The sequence below is a fragment of the Heyndrickxia oleronia genome (assembly GCF_017809215.1).
In the GTDB taxonomy this organism is placed as follows: Bacteria; Bacillota; Bacilli; order Bacillales; family Bacillaceae_C; genus Heyndrickxia; species Heyndrickxia oleronia.
Genome location: NZ_CP065424.1, coordinates 3,955,321 through 3,972,408, shown reverse-complemented (window position 1 = coordinate 3,972,408; position 17,088 = coordinate 3,955,321). Strand labels below are relative to the sequence as shown.

14 protein-coding genes and 1 pseudogene are annotated in these 17,088 nt (G+C 38.9%); 6 read left to right on the top strand and 9 right to left on the bottom strand.

All coding sequences use genetic code 11. The features are described from left to right. Nucleotides 1-29: 29 nt before the first annotated feature. Genes I5818_RS26120 through trpA form a run of 3 tightly spaced genes read left to right on the top strand, consistent with a single transcriptional unit; the run spans nucleotide 30 to nucleotide 2,642 of the window. Complete coding sequence (locus I5818_RS26120) at nucleotides 30-671, top strand: phosphoribosylanthranilate isomerase (RefSeq protein ID WP_313902951.1); 642 nt, start codon at nucleotides 30-32, stop codon at nucleotides 669-671. After that, nucleotides 646-1,842 (top strand): tryptophan synthase subunit beta, encoded by a 1,197-nt coding sequence (gene trpB / locus I5818_RS19825; RefSeq protein ID WP_078110808.1) that lies wholly within the window; start codon nucleotides 646-648, stop codon nucleotides 1,840-1,842. The genes I5818_RS26120 and trpB overlap by 26 nt, the downstream gene beginning before the upstream one ends. Nucleotides 1,843-1,844: 2 nt before the next feature. Further along, nucleotides 1,845-2,642 carry a tryptophan synthase subunit alpha gene (trpA, locus tag I5818_RS19820; RefSeq protein ID WP_071977655.1) on the top strand — a complete coding sequence of 266 codons (798 nt, stop codon included), beginning with the start codon at nucleotides 1,845-1,847 and terminating at the stop codon, nucleotides 2,640-2,642. 147 nt (nucleotides 2,643-2,789) lie between these two features. Here the strand turns inward: trpA and I5818_RS19815 are convergent, their stop codons facing one another. The 4 genes from I5818_RS19815 to I5818_RS19800 all read right to left on the bottom strand — a co-directional run bounded on the left by I5818_RS19815 (nucleotide 2,790) and on the right by I5818_RS19800 (nucleotide 5,105). Then, a complete protein-coding gene (locus I5818_RS19815; protein ID WP_158022248.1) occupies nucleotides 2,790-2,951 on the bottom strand; it encodes a hypothetical protein in 162 nt (53 codons plus the stop codon). A 13-nt stretch (nucleotides 2,952-2,964) separates the two neighbouring features. Continuing rightward, nucleotides 2,965-4,227, bottom strand: a complete 1,263-nt coding sequence (locus tag I5818_RS19810; RefSeq protein WP_071977656.1) for a helix-turn-helix domain-containing protein — start codon at nucleotides 4,225-4,227, stop codon at nucleotides 2,965-2,967. Between the two features lie 485 nt (nucleotides 4,228-4,712). Beyond that, the gene (locus tag I5818_RS19805; protein ID WP_071977657.1) at nucleotides 4,713-4,898 is read right to left on the bottom strand and encodes a YfhD family protein; all 186 of its coding nucleotides are present in this window, start codon (nucleotides 4,896-4,898) and stop codon (nucleotides 4,713-4,715) included. Between the two features lie 78 nt (nucleotides 4,899-4,976). Beyond that, on the bottom strand, nucleotides 4,977-5,105 hold the full coding sequence (locus I5818_RS19800) for a YfhE family protein (protein WP_071977658.1): 129 nt from the start codon (nucleotides 5,103-5,105) through the stop codon (nucleotides 4,977-4,979). 223 nt (nucleotides 5,106-5,328) lie between these two features. Here I5818_RS19800 and recX point away from each other — a divergent pair, with 223 nt between their 5' ends. Both recX and I5818_RS19790 read left to right on the top strand, forming a co-directional pair. Then, the gene (gene recX, locus I5818_RS19795) at nucleotides 5,329-6,123 is read left to right on the top strand and encodes a recombination regulator RecX (protein WP_071977659.1); all 795 of its coding nucleotides are present in this window, start codon (nucleotides 5,329-5,331) and stop codon (nucleotides 6,121-6,123) included. 18 nt (nucleotides 6,124-6,141) lie between these two features. Beyond that, nucleotides 6,142-6,465 carry a YfhH family protein gene (locus tag I5818_RS19790; RefSeq protein ID WP_058005671.1) on the top strand — a complete coding sequence of 108 codons (324 nt, stop codon included), beginning with the start codon at nucleotides 6,142-6,144 and terminating at the stop codon, nucleotides 6,463-6,465. A 100-nt stretch (nucleotides 6,466-6,565) separates the two neighbouring features. Here the strand turns inward: I5818_RS19790 and I5818_RS19785 are convergent. The 3 genes and pseudogenes from I5818_RS19785 to I5818_RS19775 form a co-directional block, all read right to left on the bottom strand. Further along, nucleotides 6,566-8,139 (bottom strand): annotated as a pseudogene (locus I5818_RS19785) (IS1182 family transposase). Nucleotides 8,140-8,312: 173 nt separating this feature from the next. Further along, nucleotides 8,313-8,477, bottom strand: a complete 165-nt coding sequence (locus tag I5818_RS19780; protein ID WP_173720017.1) for a small, acid-soluble spore protein K — start codon at nucleotides 8,475-8,477, stop codon at nucleotides 8,313-8,315. Between the two features lie 114 nt (nucleotides 8,478-8,591). Beyond that, nucleotides 8,592-9,575, bottom strand: coding sequence for a metal-dependent hydrolase (locus I5818_RS19775; RefSeq protein WP_058005669.1), 984 nt, complete (start codon nucleotides 9,573-9,575; stop codon nucleotides 8,592-8,594). Between the two features lie 320 nt (nucleotides 9,576-9,895). Between I5818_RS19775 and mutY the strand changes: the two genes are divergently transcribed. Continuing rightward, nucleotides 9,896-10,987, top strand: coding sequence for an A/G-specific adenine glycosylase (gene mutY / locus I5818_RS19770; RefSeq protein ID WP_173720016.1), 1,092 nt, complete (start codon nucleotides 9,896-9,898; stop codon nucleotides 10,985-10,987). An 11-nt stretch (nucleotides 10,988-10,998) separates the two neighbouring features. On the opposite strand, the gene I5818_RS19765 is transcribed toward mutY, so the two are convergent. Further along, a complete protein-coding gene (locus I5818_RS19765; protein WP_071975369.1) occupies nucleotides 10,999-12,447 on the bottom strand; it encodes a glutamate synthase subunit beta in 1,449 nt (482 codons plus the stop codon). A 36-nt stretch (nucleotides 12,448-12,483) separates the two neighbouring features. Continuing rightward, on the bottom strand, nucleotides 12,484-17,013 hold the full coding sequence (gene gltB, locus I5818_RS19760) for a glutamate synthase large subunit (protein WP_071975367.1): 4,530 nt from the start codon (nucleotides 17,011-17,013) through the stop codon (nucleotides 12,484-12,486). Nucleotides 17,014-17,088: the final 75 nt, after the last annotated feature.

Genomic DNA, 17,088 nt, shown 5'->3' with positions numbered 1-17,088 from the left:
TTAGACATAAGGAGGAACAGACTTTGCAGGTGAAGATTTGTGGAATTAAAAGCTTGGATGCGGCAATGAGTGCTGTAGAAGCGGGTGCTGATTTGATTGGCTTTGTCTTTGCGGATAGTAAGCGAAGGATTTCTCCGAGTCAAGCCAAGCAAATAGCCGATCATATCCCGTCAGCTGTAAAAAAAGTAGGAGTTTTTGTCAATGAGGATGCTAAGAAGATGACGGAAATCGCTGAATATGTTGGACTCGATTTTATCCAATTACATGGAGATGAAACACCAGAAGATGCGATGACCCTGAATCGTCCGATTATCAAGGCATTCTCTATTGATGGAATATTCGAAATAGAAAGTTACCCGTGTGATTACTATTTAATAGATAGTCCGAGTGGACGTTACCGGGGAGGAACTGGACTCCCTTTTAACTGGGAAAAACTTCATCACACTCCGCTTAATAAGGATCAATTGATTCTGGCAGGTGGATTGAATGAAGAAAATGTTGCGGAGGCGATAGCAATCGTAAAGCCCGCATTGCTTGATGTCTCTAGTGGTGTGGAAACCAATGGGGAAAAGGATCCAGAGAAAATGCGGTCATTTGTAAAGGAAGCAAAACGAGCGTTTCAACAATTAAAGGAGAGTGAAGGAAATGACAACATATACACAACCAAATGAAAAAGGACATTTCGGAATGTTTGGTGGCAGATTTGTTCCGGAAACATTGATGCCAGCTGTATTGGAGCTGGAGACAGCTTATGAAGAGGCAATAAAGGATCCGCAATTTTTGCAACAAGTTGATTATTATTTTAAGCAGTACATCGGTCGGGAAACACCATTGTACTATGCTGAAAATTTATCAAAACAATTAGGTGGTCCGAACATTTACTTAAAACGAGAAGATTTGAATCATACAGGTGCACATAAAATCAATAATGCGATTGGTCAGGCTCTTTTAACACTAAGGATGGGGAAAAAGAAGGTAGTGGCAGAAACAGGTGCCGGACAGCATGGAGTTGCAACAGCAACTGCCTGTGCCTTGCTTGGACTTGAATGTGTAGTATTCATGGGTGCTGAAGATATTCAAAGACAAAAATTAAATGTGTTCCGGATGGAGCTATTAGGTGCAGAAGTAAAAAGTGTGGAGCAAGGGAGCGGAACATTAAAGGATGCGGTCAATGAGGCATTAAGATACTGGGTCACACATGTTGAAGATACCCATTATATATTAGGTTCTGTTGTGGGACCCCATCCATTTCCGAGAATTGTTCGTGACTTTCAAAGTGTCATAGGAAGTGAAACGCGTAGACAAATACAAGAACAAACAGGAAAACTTCCTGATGCAGTAGTGGCTTGTATTGGAGGGGGAAGTAATTCAATTGGAATGTTCTACCCATTTGTTAATGATTCCGATGTCAAGCTTTATGGCGTGGAAGCAGGAGGATCAGGCATCGATACGGGAAAACACGCGGCAACATTAACAGATGGGAAGATCGGGGTTCTCCATGGAACGATGACGTATTTATTACAGGATGATCATGGACAAATACAAGAAGCCCACTCTATTTCAGCCGGTCTGGATTACCCGGGTGTAGGTCCTGAACATAGCTATTTGAAGGAATCAGGCAGGGTGCACTATACAGCAATTACCGATGTAGAGGCATTAGAAGCGTTTGAGCTTTTAACAAAAACAGAAGGGATCATTCCAGCATTAGAAAGCTCGCATGCTGTCGCTTATGCAACTAAATTAGCAAAAGAAATGTCTGCTGATGAAACACTTGTCATCTGTCTTTCCGGCAGAGGAGATAAAGATGTAGAAACCATTAAAAAAATTAAAGGAGGGCTGTAAGAATGGGCATTGAAAAATTAAATCAAGCGTTTCAAACCGTTCTTGAAAAAGGGGATAAGGCATTTGTTCCATATATTATGGCAGGTGATGGAGGGATTGAAAAGCTAAATGAACAAATTGATTTTTTTGAAGAAAGTGGGGCAACTGCCTTAGAATTAGGCATTCCATTTTCCGATCCAGTTGCCGATGGGCCGACTATACAGGAGGCAGGTATTCGCTCATTAAAGGCAGGAACAACCTTGCAAGCGGTTCTTGCACAGCTGAAATTAAGTAAAAGCACAAGGTCTATTCCGATTGTGATCATGACTTATATGAATCCTATTTATGTATTTGGGATAAAAGAGTTTGCCAGAGAATGTGAGCAAGCCGGTGTCGATGGCGTGATTATTCCGGATTTACCGATGGAAGAGGAGGAAATTCTAGCAGATTCCTTGAAGGATCATCAAATCGCCTTAATCCGTCTAGCAGCATTAACGAGCTCAAAGGAAAGGGTGAAGGAAATTGCGAGTGGAACCCAAGGGTTTTTATACGCTGTAACAGTAACTGGTATAACCGGGGCAAGGGCCTCCTATAGTGAAAATATTGGTTCCTATTTAAAAGAGTTAAAGGAAATATCAAGTGCTCCTGTTTTAGCCGGATTTGGTGTCTCTACCCCTGAACATGTCGTAGAGCTAGGACAATATTGTGACGGTGTCGTTGTTGGTAGTAAAATCATTGAGCTTCTGCAGAAGAACGATCGAGACAGTATAAAAAAACTGATAGACGCTGCTAAAAAAACATCTTTAATCTTGAAAAATTAGATGATCGTTATTATGTAAGAGGAGGGGGGACTATGATTCGTTCCCCCTTATTTAGTAGGCTCTTTTCTCAGTGGCGTGAAAAACTCGTCGATATGGTTAAAAGATGATCTAAATAGCAACATTGGTTATGAAAAGAACCTTTTAGTACTATAGTTTATCTATAATTCCCTTTGGTAGATTGATAGGTGGCCAAAAATCCCCAATTGCATGATCAACAGGGTGGAAAAGTTCAACGGCATTCGGTATCACTACTGCTACTATGATTAGAACGATAAAAATCCATTTAACTAGCGTCATTCTTTTTTTCAAAAGAAAACCCTCCTTAAAGTTCTAAAATTTTTTCATAGACGGAATTTGCCTTAGCGAAAGAGAGCGCAGCCTCCTTAAATCTCTTCTTCTTCTGGTAATATTCTCCGAGTTTTTTTGAATAAACGATAATGGATTGATTCTGCTTTCTTTCTTCGAAATAAGGAATCGCTATATTCAATATAAAATCCTCGAAGCCTTCAGGGTAGCCCCTTACAATATACTGGAAAAAGGTTAATTCAATATAGTGCTCCTTTTGTTGATCAATGGACTCGATGAGGGAAAAACCATGTTCCAGCCAAATATTTACCTCGTGAATAAAGCCAATCTTATAGTATTCATTGATGATATTAATAATAATTTGGAGTTGGTCATTTGTTTTCTGTTTATCTAATTCTTCATAACTATTAAGATAATGTGTAATCGCCTCCTTTGATTTCCCTTGACGAGATTTTAACAATCCTAAGTTATGTTCAATTTTATCGATTAAATCTGTATAGCTAATAGATTTTGCTAACTGTTTGGCAATCGTGTAATGATGTTCAGAATCGCTATATTCTTGCATTTTACTATAAACCACTCCAAGTAGCATATGACAATCTGTACAGCGCTTCATTTGATAGGTTTGTTGAAAAAGTGATAATGCTTCTTCAATGTAGAAAACCGATAATGTGTTTTTGTTGATTCGACCAAGAGTCAGTCCATACATATAATATAGGTCGGCTTTTTCATCAAGTAAATTTGCATCAATCGCAAATAAGTAATTTTTTGCATTATTAAATAGACTAGCTGCCTCAGCGAATTGATTTGTGTAGTAGAGATAGTTTCCGTGGAATTTTTGAAATGAGAATTTTAAGTCATCAGCCATTTCAAAGTGAAAAGGTTTAACCATTTCGATTAATTCTTTTGCCTTCTCAAGCTGTTTTTGTATTAGGTAATATCTGATTAAGTATACATGATAGGTTAGAATAAGTTGGAAGTCCACACTATCAGAAAGTTTGCTTGAAATTTCCTCAAAAATGGCAGAGGATTCCTCTTGATCATTTTGTAATAAAGAAGGCTTCCATTTATCCAAGAGCTGAGTTAATTCTTCGTTCGGATAGGTCATAAATGGAATTTCAAGCCGGTCACATAATTGACTTAGCATTTCAATAGGAGGTGTATGACCATTATTTTCAATAGATGCTAGATATGATAGTGCGGTAATGCCATCAGATAATTCCTCAGGACTAAGTCCTCTTAAAAGACGATAAAATCGAATTCTTGTCCCAATATGCATAATAAAGACTCCTAGCTAATACATTATTTTAATTTTGAAAATTCAGTATCGTTTTGTCTATTATGTAAGATTTTTGTAAATATTTCAAGAAACTAACTTATGGAAAATAATTTTTATTTAAAAAATATCCACAATGATATACACATATTAAATGCGATGAAATAAAGGCTATAGAGGGAATTCCACAAAATTGACGGCTTATCCACATAAGTTATTAACAAACTTATCCACAATATTCAAGAGGGGTAATCTGTTGATTTGAAGGGGTTTTAAAAAACTATACACAAAATTAGTAGAGTTGTGGAAAACTTGGGGGTCTGACCCCACAACGCTAGTTCTTTTATGAAAAAGGTTGATTTCATAGGGATTTTCTTAGTGGGGTCTGACCCCACAACGCTAGTTCTTTTATGAAAAAGGTTGATTTCATCGGGATTTTCTTGGTGGGGTCTGACCCCCATAGGAAAAGCAGGGGAGGCCCCTGCTTTTTACATTTTTTTGTTTTTTGCTCGTTTTTCGGCTGCTTGGGATCGAGCTTGTGCTTCTCGATCGTTTTGGTCAGCTAGTTCTTCGGAAAACTCTACGTCTTTACCGTCATATTTTAAATTTTTAGGAACTTGGGGAAGTTTTGCTTTATTTTTGTCACGTGTTTTTTGCTTATGTGCTCTACCCATTTTTAGTGCCCCCTTCAAATATAAAATTGTACGGAATGTTTTCCGTTTCTATAGATTGTGTAAAATTCGTTGGTTTTATCAAGAATTTTTTTGTCTGTCTTGGATATATCCACCTGCACGATCGGCAATTTTAAATTCATGGGCATAGTTAATGGCTTGCATACTCGATAAATTACTTTTTGTTTTAACACGTTTATCTTTCGACATCTCATTTCACCCTTTCACTGATCTTTTTAAGAATGTTGAACATGGCATTTCTGACTAGCTCCAGTGCCTTTACCCTTAATAGGACTTCCGAGAAAATCAATAAAGCTGATTTCCTACTCAACAAGGCGCTGTGCTTTTCTATACAGTATTACCTTAATCATGGCAAACATACGGAATAGAATGGTAAAATGAGATGGAATTCAAATAAAGAGGGATGCTTTCTATGCCAATTATTACGAAAATATCCGTACAAAAGAATAATGTTGAACGGTATAATATCTTTCTTGATGGGAACTACTCCTTTAGTGTGGATGAAGAAGTATTAGCACGATTTCAGTTAATGAAGGGGAAGGAACTATCTGAATTAGATATTACTGAAATCAACTATGAGGATGAGATCCGTAAGGGTGTTAATAGTGCCATACATTATCTTTCCTTTCGCATGCGTTCTGAAAGGGAAGTTAGGGATTATTTAAAGCAAAAAGAATATCCTGAACCTGCGATTCAAGAAGTTATCCATAAATTATATCAATTGAAATATATAAATGATGTAGAGTTTGCTATTGCCTTTGTTCGAACACAAGTCAATACAACGAAAAAAGGGCCAAGTGTTTTAAAACGGGAGTTAAAGGAGAAGGGGATTTCTGAAACGAATATTGACATAGCGATGAAGGAATATCCAATGGATGCTCAGCTTTCCCATGCGACAGCACTGATTGAAAAAACAATCAAGCAGAACCAGAAGCTTTCCGAGAGAAGTTTAAAGCAAAAAATTGAACAGAATTTACTGAGAAAAGGTTTTTCGGGAGAAATGATCCAAATGGCCATGAATGAGGTAACAATCGAAAAGGATGAGGATCAGGAATGGCATGCGATGATTGAGCAAGGAATGAAGGCGCATCGGAAATTCCAAAAGTATAGTGGCTATGAGTATGAGCAAAAAATGAAACAGACCTTATATCGAAAAGGATTTTCAATCGAATTAATCGACCGATTTATCAATGAATATGAAAAGTGAATAGGTGGGAAACAACTCATGGAGCAAGAAAAAAGATACAGTCAAATGACAGAGTATGAATTAAGACAGGAAATATCTTTATTAACCGAAAAGGCCAGAAAGGCAGAACAGCTTGGTATTGTAAATGAATATGCCGTTCTAGAAAGAAAGATCGTAATGGCCAAAGCCTATTTATTGAATCCTAAAGACTTTATTCCGGGAGAACTCTATGAAATAGAAGGAGATCCAGGAAGCTACTTCAAAATCGATTATATTAACGGTGTTTTTGCATGGGGCTATCGCTTAGCTGGCCAAAAGGAAGAAGAGGCACTTCCGATATCTGTTTTAAAGAAACTAAAATAATTAAAAGGGGCTGGGACATAACTAGCTTCAAATAGTGAAAAAGTTGAATTTGAGCGAACTCAAATTCAACTTTTTCTATTTTTGTGTGTTGATTCTTCTATTACCGTAGTTGTTTGGCCGTGAATTTTCTTAAATTCACGGCCATTAATGCGAGTCCCATTTCATTTTCTACCTTCGATTTTCCTCGTACAGAAAATCGAGTGAAACGCAAATTAGCCTTCAAGAATCCAAAAACCGGTTCCACATCGATTTTGCGTTTTCGATAGATGGATCTCGTTTTCTCTTCTGAAAGCTTCGCTCTCACATATACTTTTTGTTGTTCCCATTGTTCATTCACCATTAGTTTTCGATTGTTGCCTTCTTTCGCTTTTGTACATGATGAACGGAATGGACATCCCGAACAGTCCTCACACTCGTAGATCTTGAACCTTCGTTGGAATCCCGTACGATCAGTACGGACAGAATGATATTGAAATTCAAGACGTTTCTGGTTAGGGCATATATATGTATCTGTTTCTTCACAATACTGCCAGTTTTCGGGATTCAATGGGTTTTGTTTGTACTTTTCTTTTGCTCCTTCAAATACAGATTATACGTAATCAGTGCTTCTCGTTTTCTGTTCGAAAGGATATCATTATAGTTTTGTTCACTACCATAACCTGCATCTGCGACAATATGTTTCGGTAACACGAAATAATGGTTCTCGATTTCATCAAGAAATGGAATTAACGTACGTGTATCTGTTGGGTTTGAAAATAAACTATAGGCAAGCGTGTATTGCCCTTCTGTTGCGATTTGTACATTGTAACCAGCTTTCAATTGTCCGTTTTGCATATAATCATCTTTCATTCGCATAAATGTCGCGTCCAGATCTGTTTTGGAATAGCTATTACGTGTGCCAAAGATTTCAAAGTCTCGTTGGTATTTTTGTTTTCGTAAGACAAAATCAATCAACTGTTTACGCACTTGTTTCGGGTATTTGCGTTCACTTCTTAAAGCTTTTCGTTCTGGAACGTCTGATGATTCCTCAATTTGTTTATCATACTCAGCTACGACATTGTCCACTTTTCCAACCAATTGAGCGAGCTCTTTCAATGATAATTGTTCATCACCTTCCCGTTCAATTTCAGGTATAATTTCGTTCTCAAGTAGCTCGTTATATAGCTGGTTTGACCTTTCAATTAAACTGTGATGATATTTCTCAATCGATTTCTTCCAGACAAACGTAAATTTATTCGCATTTGCTTCAATCTTTGTACCATCAATAAAAATTGCTTCTTGATCGATTAGTTTTTCTTCGATTAATTGGCAACGAAATTGGACGAAACATTGGCGAATTAATTCTTTCACATCTGAATGAACACGGAATCGATTGATTGTACGGTAGCTTGGTTCATACCCTTGAGCTAGCCACATCATCCGGATACTGTCTTTTAATAAGGCTTCAATTTTTCGCCCTGAAAAAACAGATTGGGTGTAGGCACATAAAATAATTTTAAGCATCATGCGTGGATGATAAGCAGGACAGCCCTCATTTCGCAGAAATGGTTCGAAAACTTCATGAGGAATACTTTCAACTAGATGATGGATATGAAAGGCAATATCATTTTTTTGTAATTTTACTTCTAAATCTAAAGGCAAAACTAATTGATTCATGGTATAATTTTTAAACATAAGGATCCTTCTTTCTGATTTTATTTGGTGTGGTAACTTAATTTTATCAGAAGTGGTCCTTATTTTATTGTAAAAAAATCAAAGCCGGTGAAATTTTACTCGTCGTAAAATTCACCGGCTTTTTCATCTCAGAGGTGGGTTTTGTCCCAGCCTCTTTTGTGTTTTACATGGTATTAGACGTCGCTATCTCTTCTACTTGATGCCTTCATTCTTTCCTGTGGGTGCGTGTTGATGGATCCATCTGCACGTGTGGAAGCAAATTCAGCTTTTGCTCTTGGTTCACCTTCAAATTTATTATCATTTCCATAAGGAAAGCCTTTTGCTTTATTTCTCATTATGTGATCCCCCTTCGAAGGTTTTATAAAAAGGGATGTAAAAACTTATAGACAGCCCTATCCATTATTATTTTCCTTCATTAAACCATTATAACTAGAAGGTTCATCCACTTCCTGTCAAGTTCTTGTGGCTATATCTAATTTCTTTCTCAGCTTTTCTTTACTATAGATCCAGCCAGTATAGGAACCCGTAATGTCTAGATCATCCTTCATTTGCACGATGGCAACGAATGGATAATGTCCTTTACTTCGGTAGCGCAAATCAATAAATTGTACTTCGTAGCCGGTATTTAGCTCCTTAATGACCCAACGATAAATCGGGGAAAAGGATAAAAAGGCTGAGATGTTTTTGTCTTTTTTTGCTTGGTCGATAATGTTATTTTCAGGGATAGGTATACGATCAAATTCATCTAGTATCGTAACCTCATGTTTATATGCACTTCCGACAAAAAATTGATCTTTTGTGCTAACAACGATTCTCCATTTAAAAAATCTCATAGTGGGGGCGATGATGATTTTTTCAGCATCCGGGATGAGCTTTAATACGGCTTTTTTAACTAACCATTGCTCAGCAAATCTCGTTAAATAATAGATAATAATGATGCTGTAAACAACGATGAAGGTGATCCCAGGATTTGCTCCGAACGCCCAAATAATCAATCCAATGACATGAATAATAAAAATGAAAGGATCAAAGGTATTGATGATGCCTAATGCAACCCATTTGGAGGAAAACGGTCGCAGGGCTTGTGTTCCGTATGCATTGAAAATATCAACAAATACATGGAGAAAAACGGCTAGAAACGCCCAGAGCCACAGATGAAATAAATTGGCTCCTTGAAAGATAAAACTTCCACAAATCGTTATGAGCAAGGACCACAAAATGATAGCTGGGATCGAATGGGTTGCCCCGCGATGATTGCGAATGTAAACAGCGTTATTGCGAAATTTTAAAAATGTATCGATGTCAGGAATTTGTGATCCTATAATTGTGGCAAAAAGGATACTATGTGAATTAATAGTGTTCTCGGTTACAACTGGGTCCAGAGTGGCTAATCCACCCAGTGCAAACCCCATAACAAGATGTGTACCTGTATCCAAAACTAACTTCCCCCTTAAAAGGTTGGCAAATCATTATCCAAAATTTGTACTGCAGAAAGTAAATGTATCAGCGTATGAATTATTGTTAAAACATGATATGGTAAAAAGGTGTGATTTGCAATGGACATTCCGTGAAGTAAGCAATTTGTAATCGAATCTTAATATTCCGTTTTTATTGTTTCGGATATTACACGGAAGTCATTATTTTCTATTACTTTTCCCCATAAGAAGGGGAATTAACATAATTTTATTAGAGGTTGTTAATGAAGCTCTTACATGTTCATGGTGATAACCTTTACGATAGATTGCTGGAGGACTATATGGTAAGTACGATTGAAAAGATAAATAAGCAAGAATTCCAAAATGATTTATTAAATTGGTTTAAGGAAGAGCAGCGTGACCTCCCTTGGAGGAAGGATCAAGATCCTTATAAAGTCTGGGTTTCTGAAATTATGCTACAGCAAACAAGAGTGGATACTGTTATTCCCTATTTTAATCGTTTTATTGAAAAATTTCCAACTATAGAAGCGCTCGCAGATGCTGATGAAGAAAGTGTGTTAAAGGCTTGGGAAGGTTTAGGATACTATTCCCGGGTTAGAAATTTGCAAGCAGCTGTGAGAGAAGTCAAGGAAAACTATAATAGCAAAGTACCGAATACACCTGAGGAAATCAAGTCATTAAAAGGGGTTGGCCCTTATACTGCAGGTGCCATTTTAAGTATTGCGTATGGTGTTCCCGAGCCTGCTGTTGATGGGAATGTCATGCGAGTATTCTCAAGAATTCTGACGATTTGGGATGATATCGCAAAGGCTTCTTCAAGAAAGGTGTTTGAACAAGCCGTTCGCGAGCTCATTTCACATGACAATCCATCTTTTTTCAATCAAGCCTTGATGGAATTAGGTGCATTGATTTGTACTCCCACCTCCCCGGCGTGTCTCCTTTGTCCAGTAAGAGAACATTGCCAAGCTTTTGAAGAGGGAGTTCAAAATGAATTGCCAGTGAAGACGAAGAAAAAAAGCATGAAGCATATAGAGCTAATTGCAGCGGTGCTAAAGGATCAGGAAGGGAAGTATCTCATCCATAAACGGCCAAGTGACGGGCTATTGGCAAATTTATGGGAGTTTCCAAATGTAGAAAAAAGTCAGCTAGTCAAACCGAAAGATATCCTTCATGATTTCTTGAAAAAGGATTTCCGAGTGGATATCCAGTTGGAAAAAGAATCATTGACTACCATTCCACATGTTTTTTCCCACTTAACGTGGAATATTGACGTATACTCAGGGGAAATCCTTGGACAAGTAGAACAAAAAGAGGACTTAAAGCTTGTGACAAAAGAAGAATTAACTCAATATGCCTTTCCTGTTTCCCATCAAAAAATGTGGAAGGCGTATCAGGAGATGGTTAGGGCATAAAACAGATGGTATCAAACCGTCTGTTTTATTTCCTTCGAAGCTAAGTAGCGATCGATTTCGATGGCTGCTTTTTTTCCTTCTTGAATGGCCCAAACGATTAAGCTTTGCCCTCTTCGCGCATCACCAGCTGCAAATACCCCATCTTGAGAGGTTTGAAAGCTATTTGTTACTGTGGCGATTCGTTTTTGCGATCGTTGAATGGTTGGGAAAATATCCTCTTTTACGCCTTCAAACCCAATCGCAATAAGGACTAAATCCGCATCCCAATAATTTTCCGTTTGATCTAATGCAGTATTTGGCTGAAAGGAGACTGTGCGTAGTCCAATCACCTCATCTTGGTCATTTCCGACAAAGGATTGCGTTTGGATGAAATATTGACGCGGATCTTCACCAAATATCGTTAAGGCTTCTTCATATGCATAATCAAGGGAAAAAATCGCAGGGTTCTCTGGCCAAGGATTACCTGGTTGTCTTTCTAATGGTAACTGACCATGCTTACCAAATTGCACCACACTTTTACAGCCTTGTCTGATCGCTGTTGCTACACAATCAGCCCCTGTATCACCACCACCGATGACAATGACTTTTTTTCCTTCGGCATTAATATCACATGAAACATCCGGATCTAAATAATGCTTGGTGCTCGTCATCAAGTAATCCATCGCATGGTAAATTCCTTTTAAGTGTCTGCCCTCAATCGGCAATTCACGAGGTTGTTCAGCGCCAATACAGAGGAGAACCGTGTCAAAATTTTGCTGTAATTCCTCGATAGACAGATCGATTCCAACATGTATATTGGCTCGGAATTCAATTCCTTCCTGCTTTAAAAGCTCAATTCTTCTTTCAACATATTTTTTATCAATTTTCATATTTGGAATACCATACATGAGAAGACCGCCAAATCGATCTTCCCGTTCAAAAACAGTAACTGAATGACCTAATTGGTTGAGATCATCGGCAGCTGTTAGTCCCGCTGGACCAGAACCGATGACCGCGATTTTATGTCCTGTTTTTCTTAAAGGCTTCCGAGGCTTCACCCAACCTTCTAAAAAGGCCCGATCAATAATCGCTTTTTCAATACTTTTGATGGTTACAGGTTCACTAGGGACACCTGCCGTACAAGATCCTTCACAGGGAGCTGGGCAGGCACGAGCAGTAAATTCAGGAAAGTTATTGGTTTTGGCTAAGCGTTGAAAGGCCTCATACCATTTTCCTTGATGAACGAGCATATTCCATTCAGGAATAAGATTATATAATGGACATCCACTCGTACCTGTTGAAAGAATGGTCCCCATCTGACAAAAAGGTGTCCCACAGTCCATGCAACGAGATGCTTGTTGTTTTAGCTTTTTCTCAGTGAAGGGCTGCTGGTATTCGCTCCAGTCATTGACGCGTTCAACTGGAGGGCGTTCCTTCGCATTCCTTCTCTTGATATCGATAAATTCTGTTGATTGACTCATTTTCCTTCACTCCTTTATCACGTTCTGTTGTCATTCTTACAGAGAGACTCCCATTGTCGGATGATCTGTTGTGATGGTTTTTCCGTCTTTTTTTAGATTGAAAGCGGTGAGACTTGCTTCATTACCAGGCATTCCTTGTTGTTTTAAATGATGGATTAAATCAATCATTTTTTTGTATTCATTTGGAATCACCTTAATAAACTGATGACGGAGCTTATCCCATTGCTTTAAGAGAATTTTTGCCCTTTGACTTCCGGTTAATTGATAATGCTTTTGGATCATACGATACAAGTCAATGAACTCTTCATTTGATTGAATGGACTCAATATTAATCATTTCGAAATTCATATGTTTCATAACGGATGACTGAGATTCTGAGAAAATATAGGCGCTTCCACCTGACATCCCAGCGCCAAAGTTTTTTCCAATGTTTCCAAGGATGACAACCTTTCCGCCTGTCATATATTCACAGCCGTGATCACCGACACCCTCAACGACCGCATGGACCCCACTATTGCGAACGCAAAATCTTTGTCCTGCCGTTCCATTAATATAAGCTTCTCCTGAGGTGGCGCCAAAAAATGCCGTGTTACCGATAATCGCTTGGTCGCCAGCTGCCTTCCACGTGCTAGTTGGTTTAATGACGATGGAACCGCCAGAAAGTCCTTTTCCGACATAATCATTGGCATCCCCTTCAAGGGTTAGGGACACTCCTTTCGGAATAAAAGCACCAAAGCTTTGCCCTGCTGAACCGTTAAAGGATAGCTGGAGAGTGTGGGGAGGTAACCCAGAATTTCCCCAAAGCTTCGTTACATAATGTCCAAGTAGTGTTCCAACTGCACGATCCGTATTTTTAATGTCAAAGTGGAAATGAACCGGCTGCTGCTTCTCAATATATGGCTGTAGAAGTGGCAGTAGGGTGTGCTGATCCATTCTTTTCTCAAGTTCATGATTTTGTTCGGTTGTACATGTATGAGAATCTTGTTGATTTTGATGTAATAGCTTATCTAAATTGATATGTTTTGCTTTCCAATGCTCTTGGACCTCAGGTTTAGGCTGGAGGAGCTGCGTTTGTCCGACGATTTCCGTTAAGCTTCGGTAGCCACAGGCAGCTAAAATTTCACGAATTTCTTCCGCAATAAACGTCAGGTAATTGACAATATGGTCGGGATTTCCCATGAATTTTTCTCGAAGCTTTGGATTTTGTGTTGCAATTCCAACTGGACATGTATCTAAATGACAGGCCCGCATCATTAAACATCCGAGAACGACTAATGGGGCTGTCGCAAAGCCATATTCCTCCGCACCTAAGCATGCTGCGATAACGACATCTTTTCCGGTCATTAGCTTTCCATCTGTTTCGAGGGTTACGCGGTCACGTAAGCCATTTAAAAGAAGGGTTTGGTGTGTTTCCGCAAGACCGATTTCCCAAGGAATACCTGCATGTTTAATACTTGTTTTCGGAGAGGCACCTGTTCCTCCGTCATGGCCACTAATCAAGATCGTATCTGCAAGCCCTTTAGCTACACCGGCAGCAATTGTTCCAACACCCGCTTTAGCCACTAATTTAACACTGATTCTTGCATGAGGATTGGCACTTTTTAGATCATAGATAAGCTGTGCAAGATCCTCAATCGAATAAATATCATGATGGGGCGGAGGGGAAATCAAGCCCACTCCTGGAGTAGAGCCTCTTACCTCAGCAATCCATGGATACACCTTTGAACCTGGTAATTGACCACCTTCACCCGGCTTTGCGCCTTGGGCCATCTTAATTTGGATTTCCTCTGCTTGGGTTAAATAGTAGCTAGTGACCCCGAATCTTCCTGAGGCTACCTGCTTGATCGCACTTCTTTTAAAATCACCATTTTGTTCGATGAAGGAGCGTTCCAGTTCTTCGCCCCCTTCACCACTATTGCTTTTCCCACCAATTCGATTCATGGCAATTGCTAGCGCTTCATGTGCTTCCTTACTTAATGAGCCATAGGACATCGCACCTGTTTTAAAGCGCTTGAAGATCGCTTCAATAGGCTCGACTTCTTCAATTGGAATCCTGCCTCGATCACTTTTTATTTCAAGTAAGCTGCGAATCGTAGTAAATGGACTTTTCTCATGCATAGCAACAAATTTCTTATATGTGTTTTTATCATTCATCCGTGCCGCACGCTGCAATGTGTGAATGCTAAGAGGATTAAATTGGTGATGCTCACCCTCGCTTCGCCACTGTAATTCGCTACCAGAGTCAAGTGTGTGGTCATGAGAAGTCATTTCAAAGACGGCATTTGCATGACGCTTCATGGTTTCCTGTGAAATTTCTGTTAGGCCAATCCCACTAATGGATGAAACCGTTCCACTGAAATATTTAGAAATAACCTCTTCAGAAATGCCGAGCGCTTCAAACGTTTGCGCTCCACGATAACTCTGAATTGATGAGATTCCGACTTTAGACATGATTTTAATGACACCATTTTTCAATGCTTGGATATAATTTTGCCATGCTTGCTTTAAAGGAAGCTGAATATGCCTGTCACTCACTAATTGTTTAATGGATTCATAAGCGAGATAGGGATGGATGGCATCCGCTCCATATCCGATCAGGGCAGCCATATGATGTGGATCTCTCGGTTCTCCGGAATCAATGATGATGCTTGCCTTTGTTCTTACTCCCTTACTGATTAAATAATGATGGAGACAAGAGGTAGCAAGCAAGGATGGAAGCGGCACTTGGTCTTGATTAGACGGACGATCCGTGAGAATAATCAGCTTGCACCCTTCATAAATCGCTGATAATGCTTCGGTGCATATACGATTCAATGATTCTTCAAATCCACTGCTTTTTGTAAAATTCATTAGAATTTCCTTAGATTGCAATGGTGAATGCTTTAATGCTATAAACGATGCTGGATCGATAAAAGGGTGCTCTAGTTTCAGATGTTTTTGGTCTGAAACGTTTTGATCTAATAAATCGATTTGGGACCCAAGCCAAGTAACGGTTGAAATCACACATTCTTCTCTTAATGCATCAATCGGAGGATTGGTTACTTGGGAGAAGCTTTGCTTGAAATAGTGAAACAATAGCATCGGTTTTTCTGATAATACAGCCAGTGGTGTATCGATCCCCATTGAGCCTGTAGGCTCCTTCGCATCATTGGACATAGGTAGAAGCATTTTCATTACTTCCTCGTACGTATAGCCAAACATTTTTTGCAGAAAAATCGCTTCACTCGGTTCAAATTTTGACGATGCTGGTAGTTTATTTCCCTTACTTTTTAACGAAATGACCTGTTGATTGATATATCTTTGATAAGGTTTTTCTTTACTTATGAAGGTTTTTAATTCATCGCTATCTAGTAGCTTTCCTTTTTCGGTATCGATAAATAGTAATTCTCCAGGCTTCAAATGACGCTTTTCCTTAATATTGTCAGCTTCTATATCGATGACACCAACCTCTGATGCAAAGATAATCCGATCATCACCAGTAATATAGTATCGCCCTGGACGTAATCCATTTCGATCTAAAATGGCACCTATTTGTTTTCCGTTCGAAAAGCCTAGTGCCATTGGTCCATCCCATGGCTCCATTAATAAGCTATGATATTCGTAAAATGCTTTAAGCTCTGCTGGCATTTCATCATCTTGCTCCCAAGGTTCAGGAACCATCATCATGATTGCATGGGGAAGGGACCATCCATTTAATAATAAAAACTCTAAAGCATTGTCGAACATCGCAGAGTCACTGCCGTTTTCTTGAATGATTGGTGCGACTTCAGGATGTCCAGTCATTTTAGCGTTAAACCAGTTTTTGTTTCCTTTAATCGTGTTAATTTCGCCATTATGTGCGATCATCCGATTCGGGTGGGCACGCTCCCAGCTTGGGAACGTATTTGTACTGAAGCGCGAGTGAACTAAGGCTAATGCTGATGTAAAAGCGTGATTCGTTAAATCTTGATAGAAAGTGGTTAATTGCTCGGCTGAAAGTAATCCTTTATAAACAATGATTTGATTTGAAAGACTGGAAAAATATAATTGATCCGCAAATTTCTTTTCTATTGTTCTTCTTAATAGATACAGCTGATATAAAAACTCTTTTTCATTCATGGCATTTGCTTTTTTTATAAATAATTGTTTGATCACAGGTTGAGTTGATTTTGCGACTTCACCTAGAATTTCTGGAGACACAGGAACTTCACGTTCTCCAATAAAGGAAAGGTTAAACGTTGAGGCTTCATGTTTGAATGCTTCAATGATTTGTTCTTGGATCATTTTATTTGTAGGTAAGAATAGCATTCCGACTGCGTATTCACCTTTTTGAGGGAGAGTAAATGGGCAGACTTCCTTGAAAAATTGATCAGGAATTTGCAAAAGAATTCCTGCACCATCGCTTGTTAGGTTATCACTGCTTTTACCAGCGCGGTGATCAAGCCTTTGAAGCATAAGAAGTGCTGAAGAGACGATATCGTGAGAGGGGCGCCCTTGAATATCTGCATAAAAACCTATACCACAAGAATCGTGTTCAAAATCCTGGCGATATAGTCCACCGTGATGTTTTTCATTTTGTCTCATCATAGTCTACATCCTTCCGTTACTATATCTAAATAGTTTGATAATAAAAAATTTTACTTTAATTCATTCAATCTTTAC

Coding starts and splice junctions, on each gene's coding strand:
- trpB (WP_078110808.1), top strand. CDS start 646: ATGACAACATATACACAACCAAATGAAAAAGGACATTTCGGAATGTTT.
- trpA (WP_071977655.1), top strand. CDS start 1,845: ATGGGCATTGAAAAATTAAATCAAGCGTTTCAAACCGTTCTTGAAAAA.
- I5818_RS19810 (WP_071977656.1), bottom strand. CDS start 4,227: ATGCATATTGGGACAAGAATTCGATTTTATCGTCTTTTAAGAGGACTT.
- I5818_RS19805 (WP_071977657.1), bottom strand. CDS start 4,898: ATGGGTAGAGCACATAAGCAAAAAACACGTGACAAAAATAAAGCAAAA.
- I5818_RS19800 (WP_071977658.1), bottom strand. CDS start 5,105: ATGTCGAAAGATAAACGTGTTAAAACAAAAAGTAATTTATCGAGTATG.
- recX (WP_071977659.1), top strand. CDS start 5,329: ATGCCAATTATTACGAAAATATCCGTACAAAAGAATAATGTTGAACGG.
- I5818_RS19790 (WP_058005671.1), top strand. CDS start 6,142: ATGGAGCAAGAAAAAAGATACAGTCAAATGACAGAGTATGAATTAAGA.
- mutY (WP_173720016.1), top strand. CDS start 9,896: ATGGTAAGTACGATTGAAAAGATAAATAAGCAAGAATTCCAAAATGAT.
- I5818_RS19765 (WP_071975369.1), bottom strand. CDS start 12,447: ATGAGTCAATCAACAGAATTTATCGATATCAAGAGAAGGAATGCGAAG.
- gltB (WP_071975367.1), bottom strand. CDS start 17,013: ATGATGAGACAAAATGAAAAACATCACGGTGGACTATATCGCCAGGAT.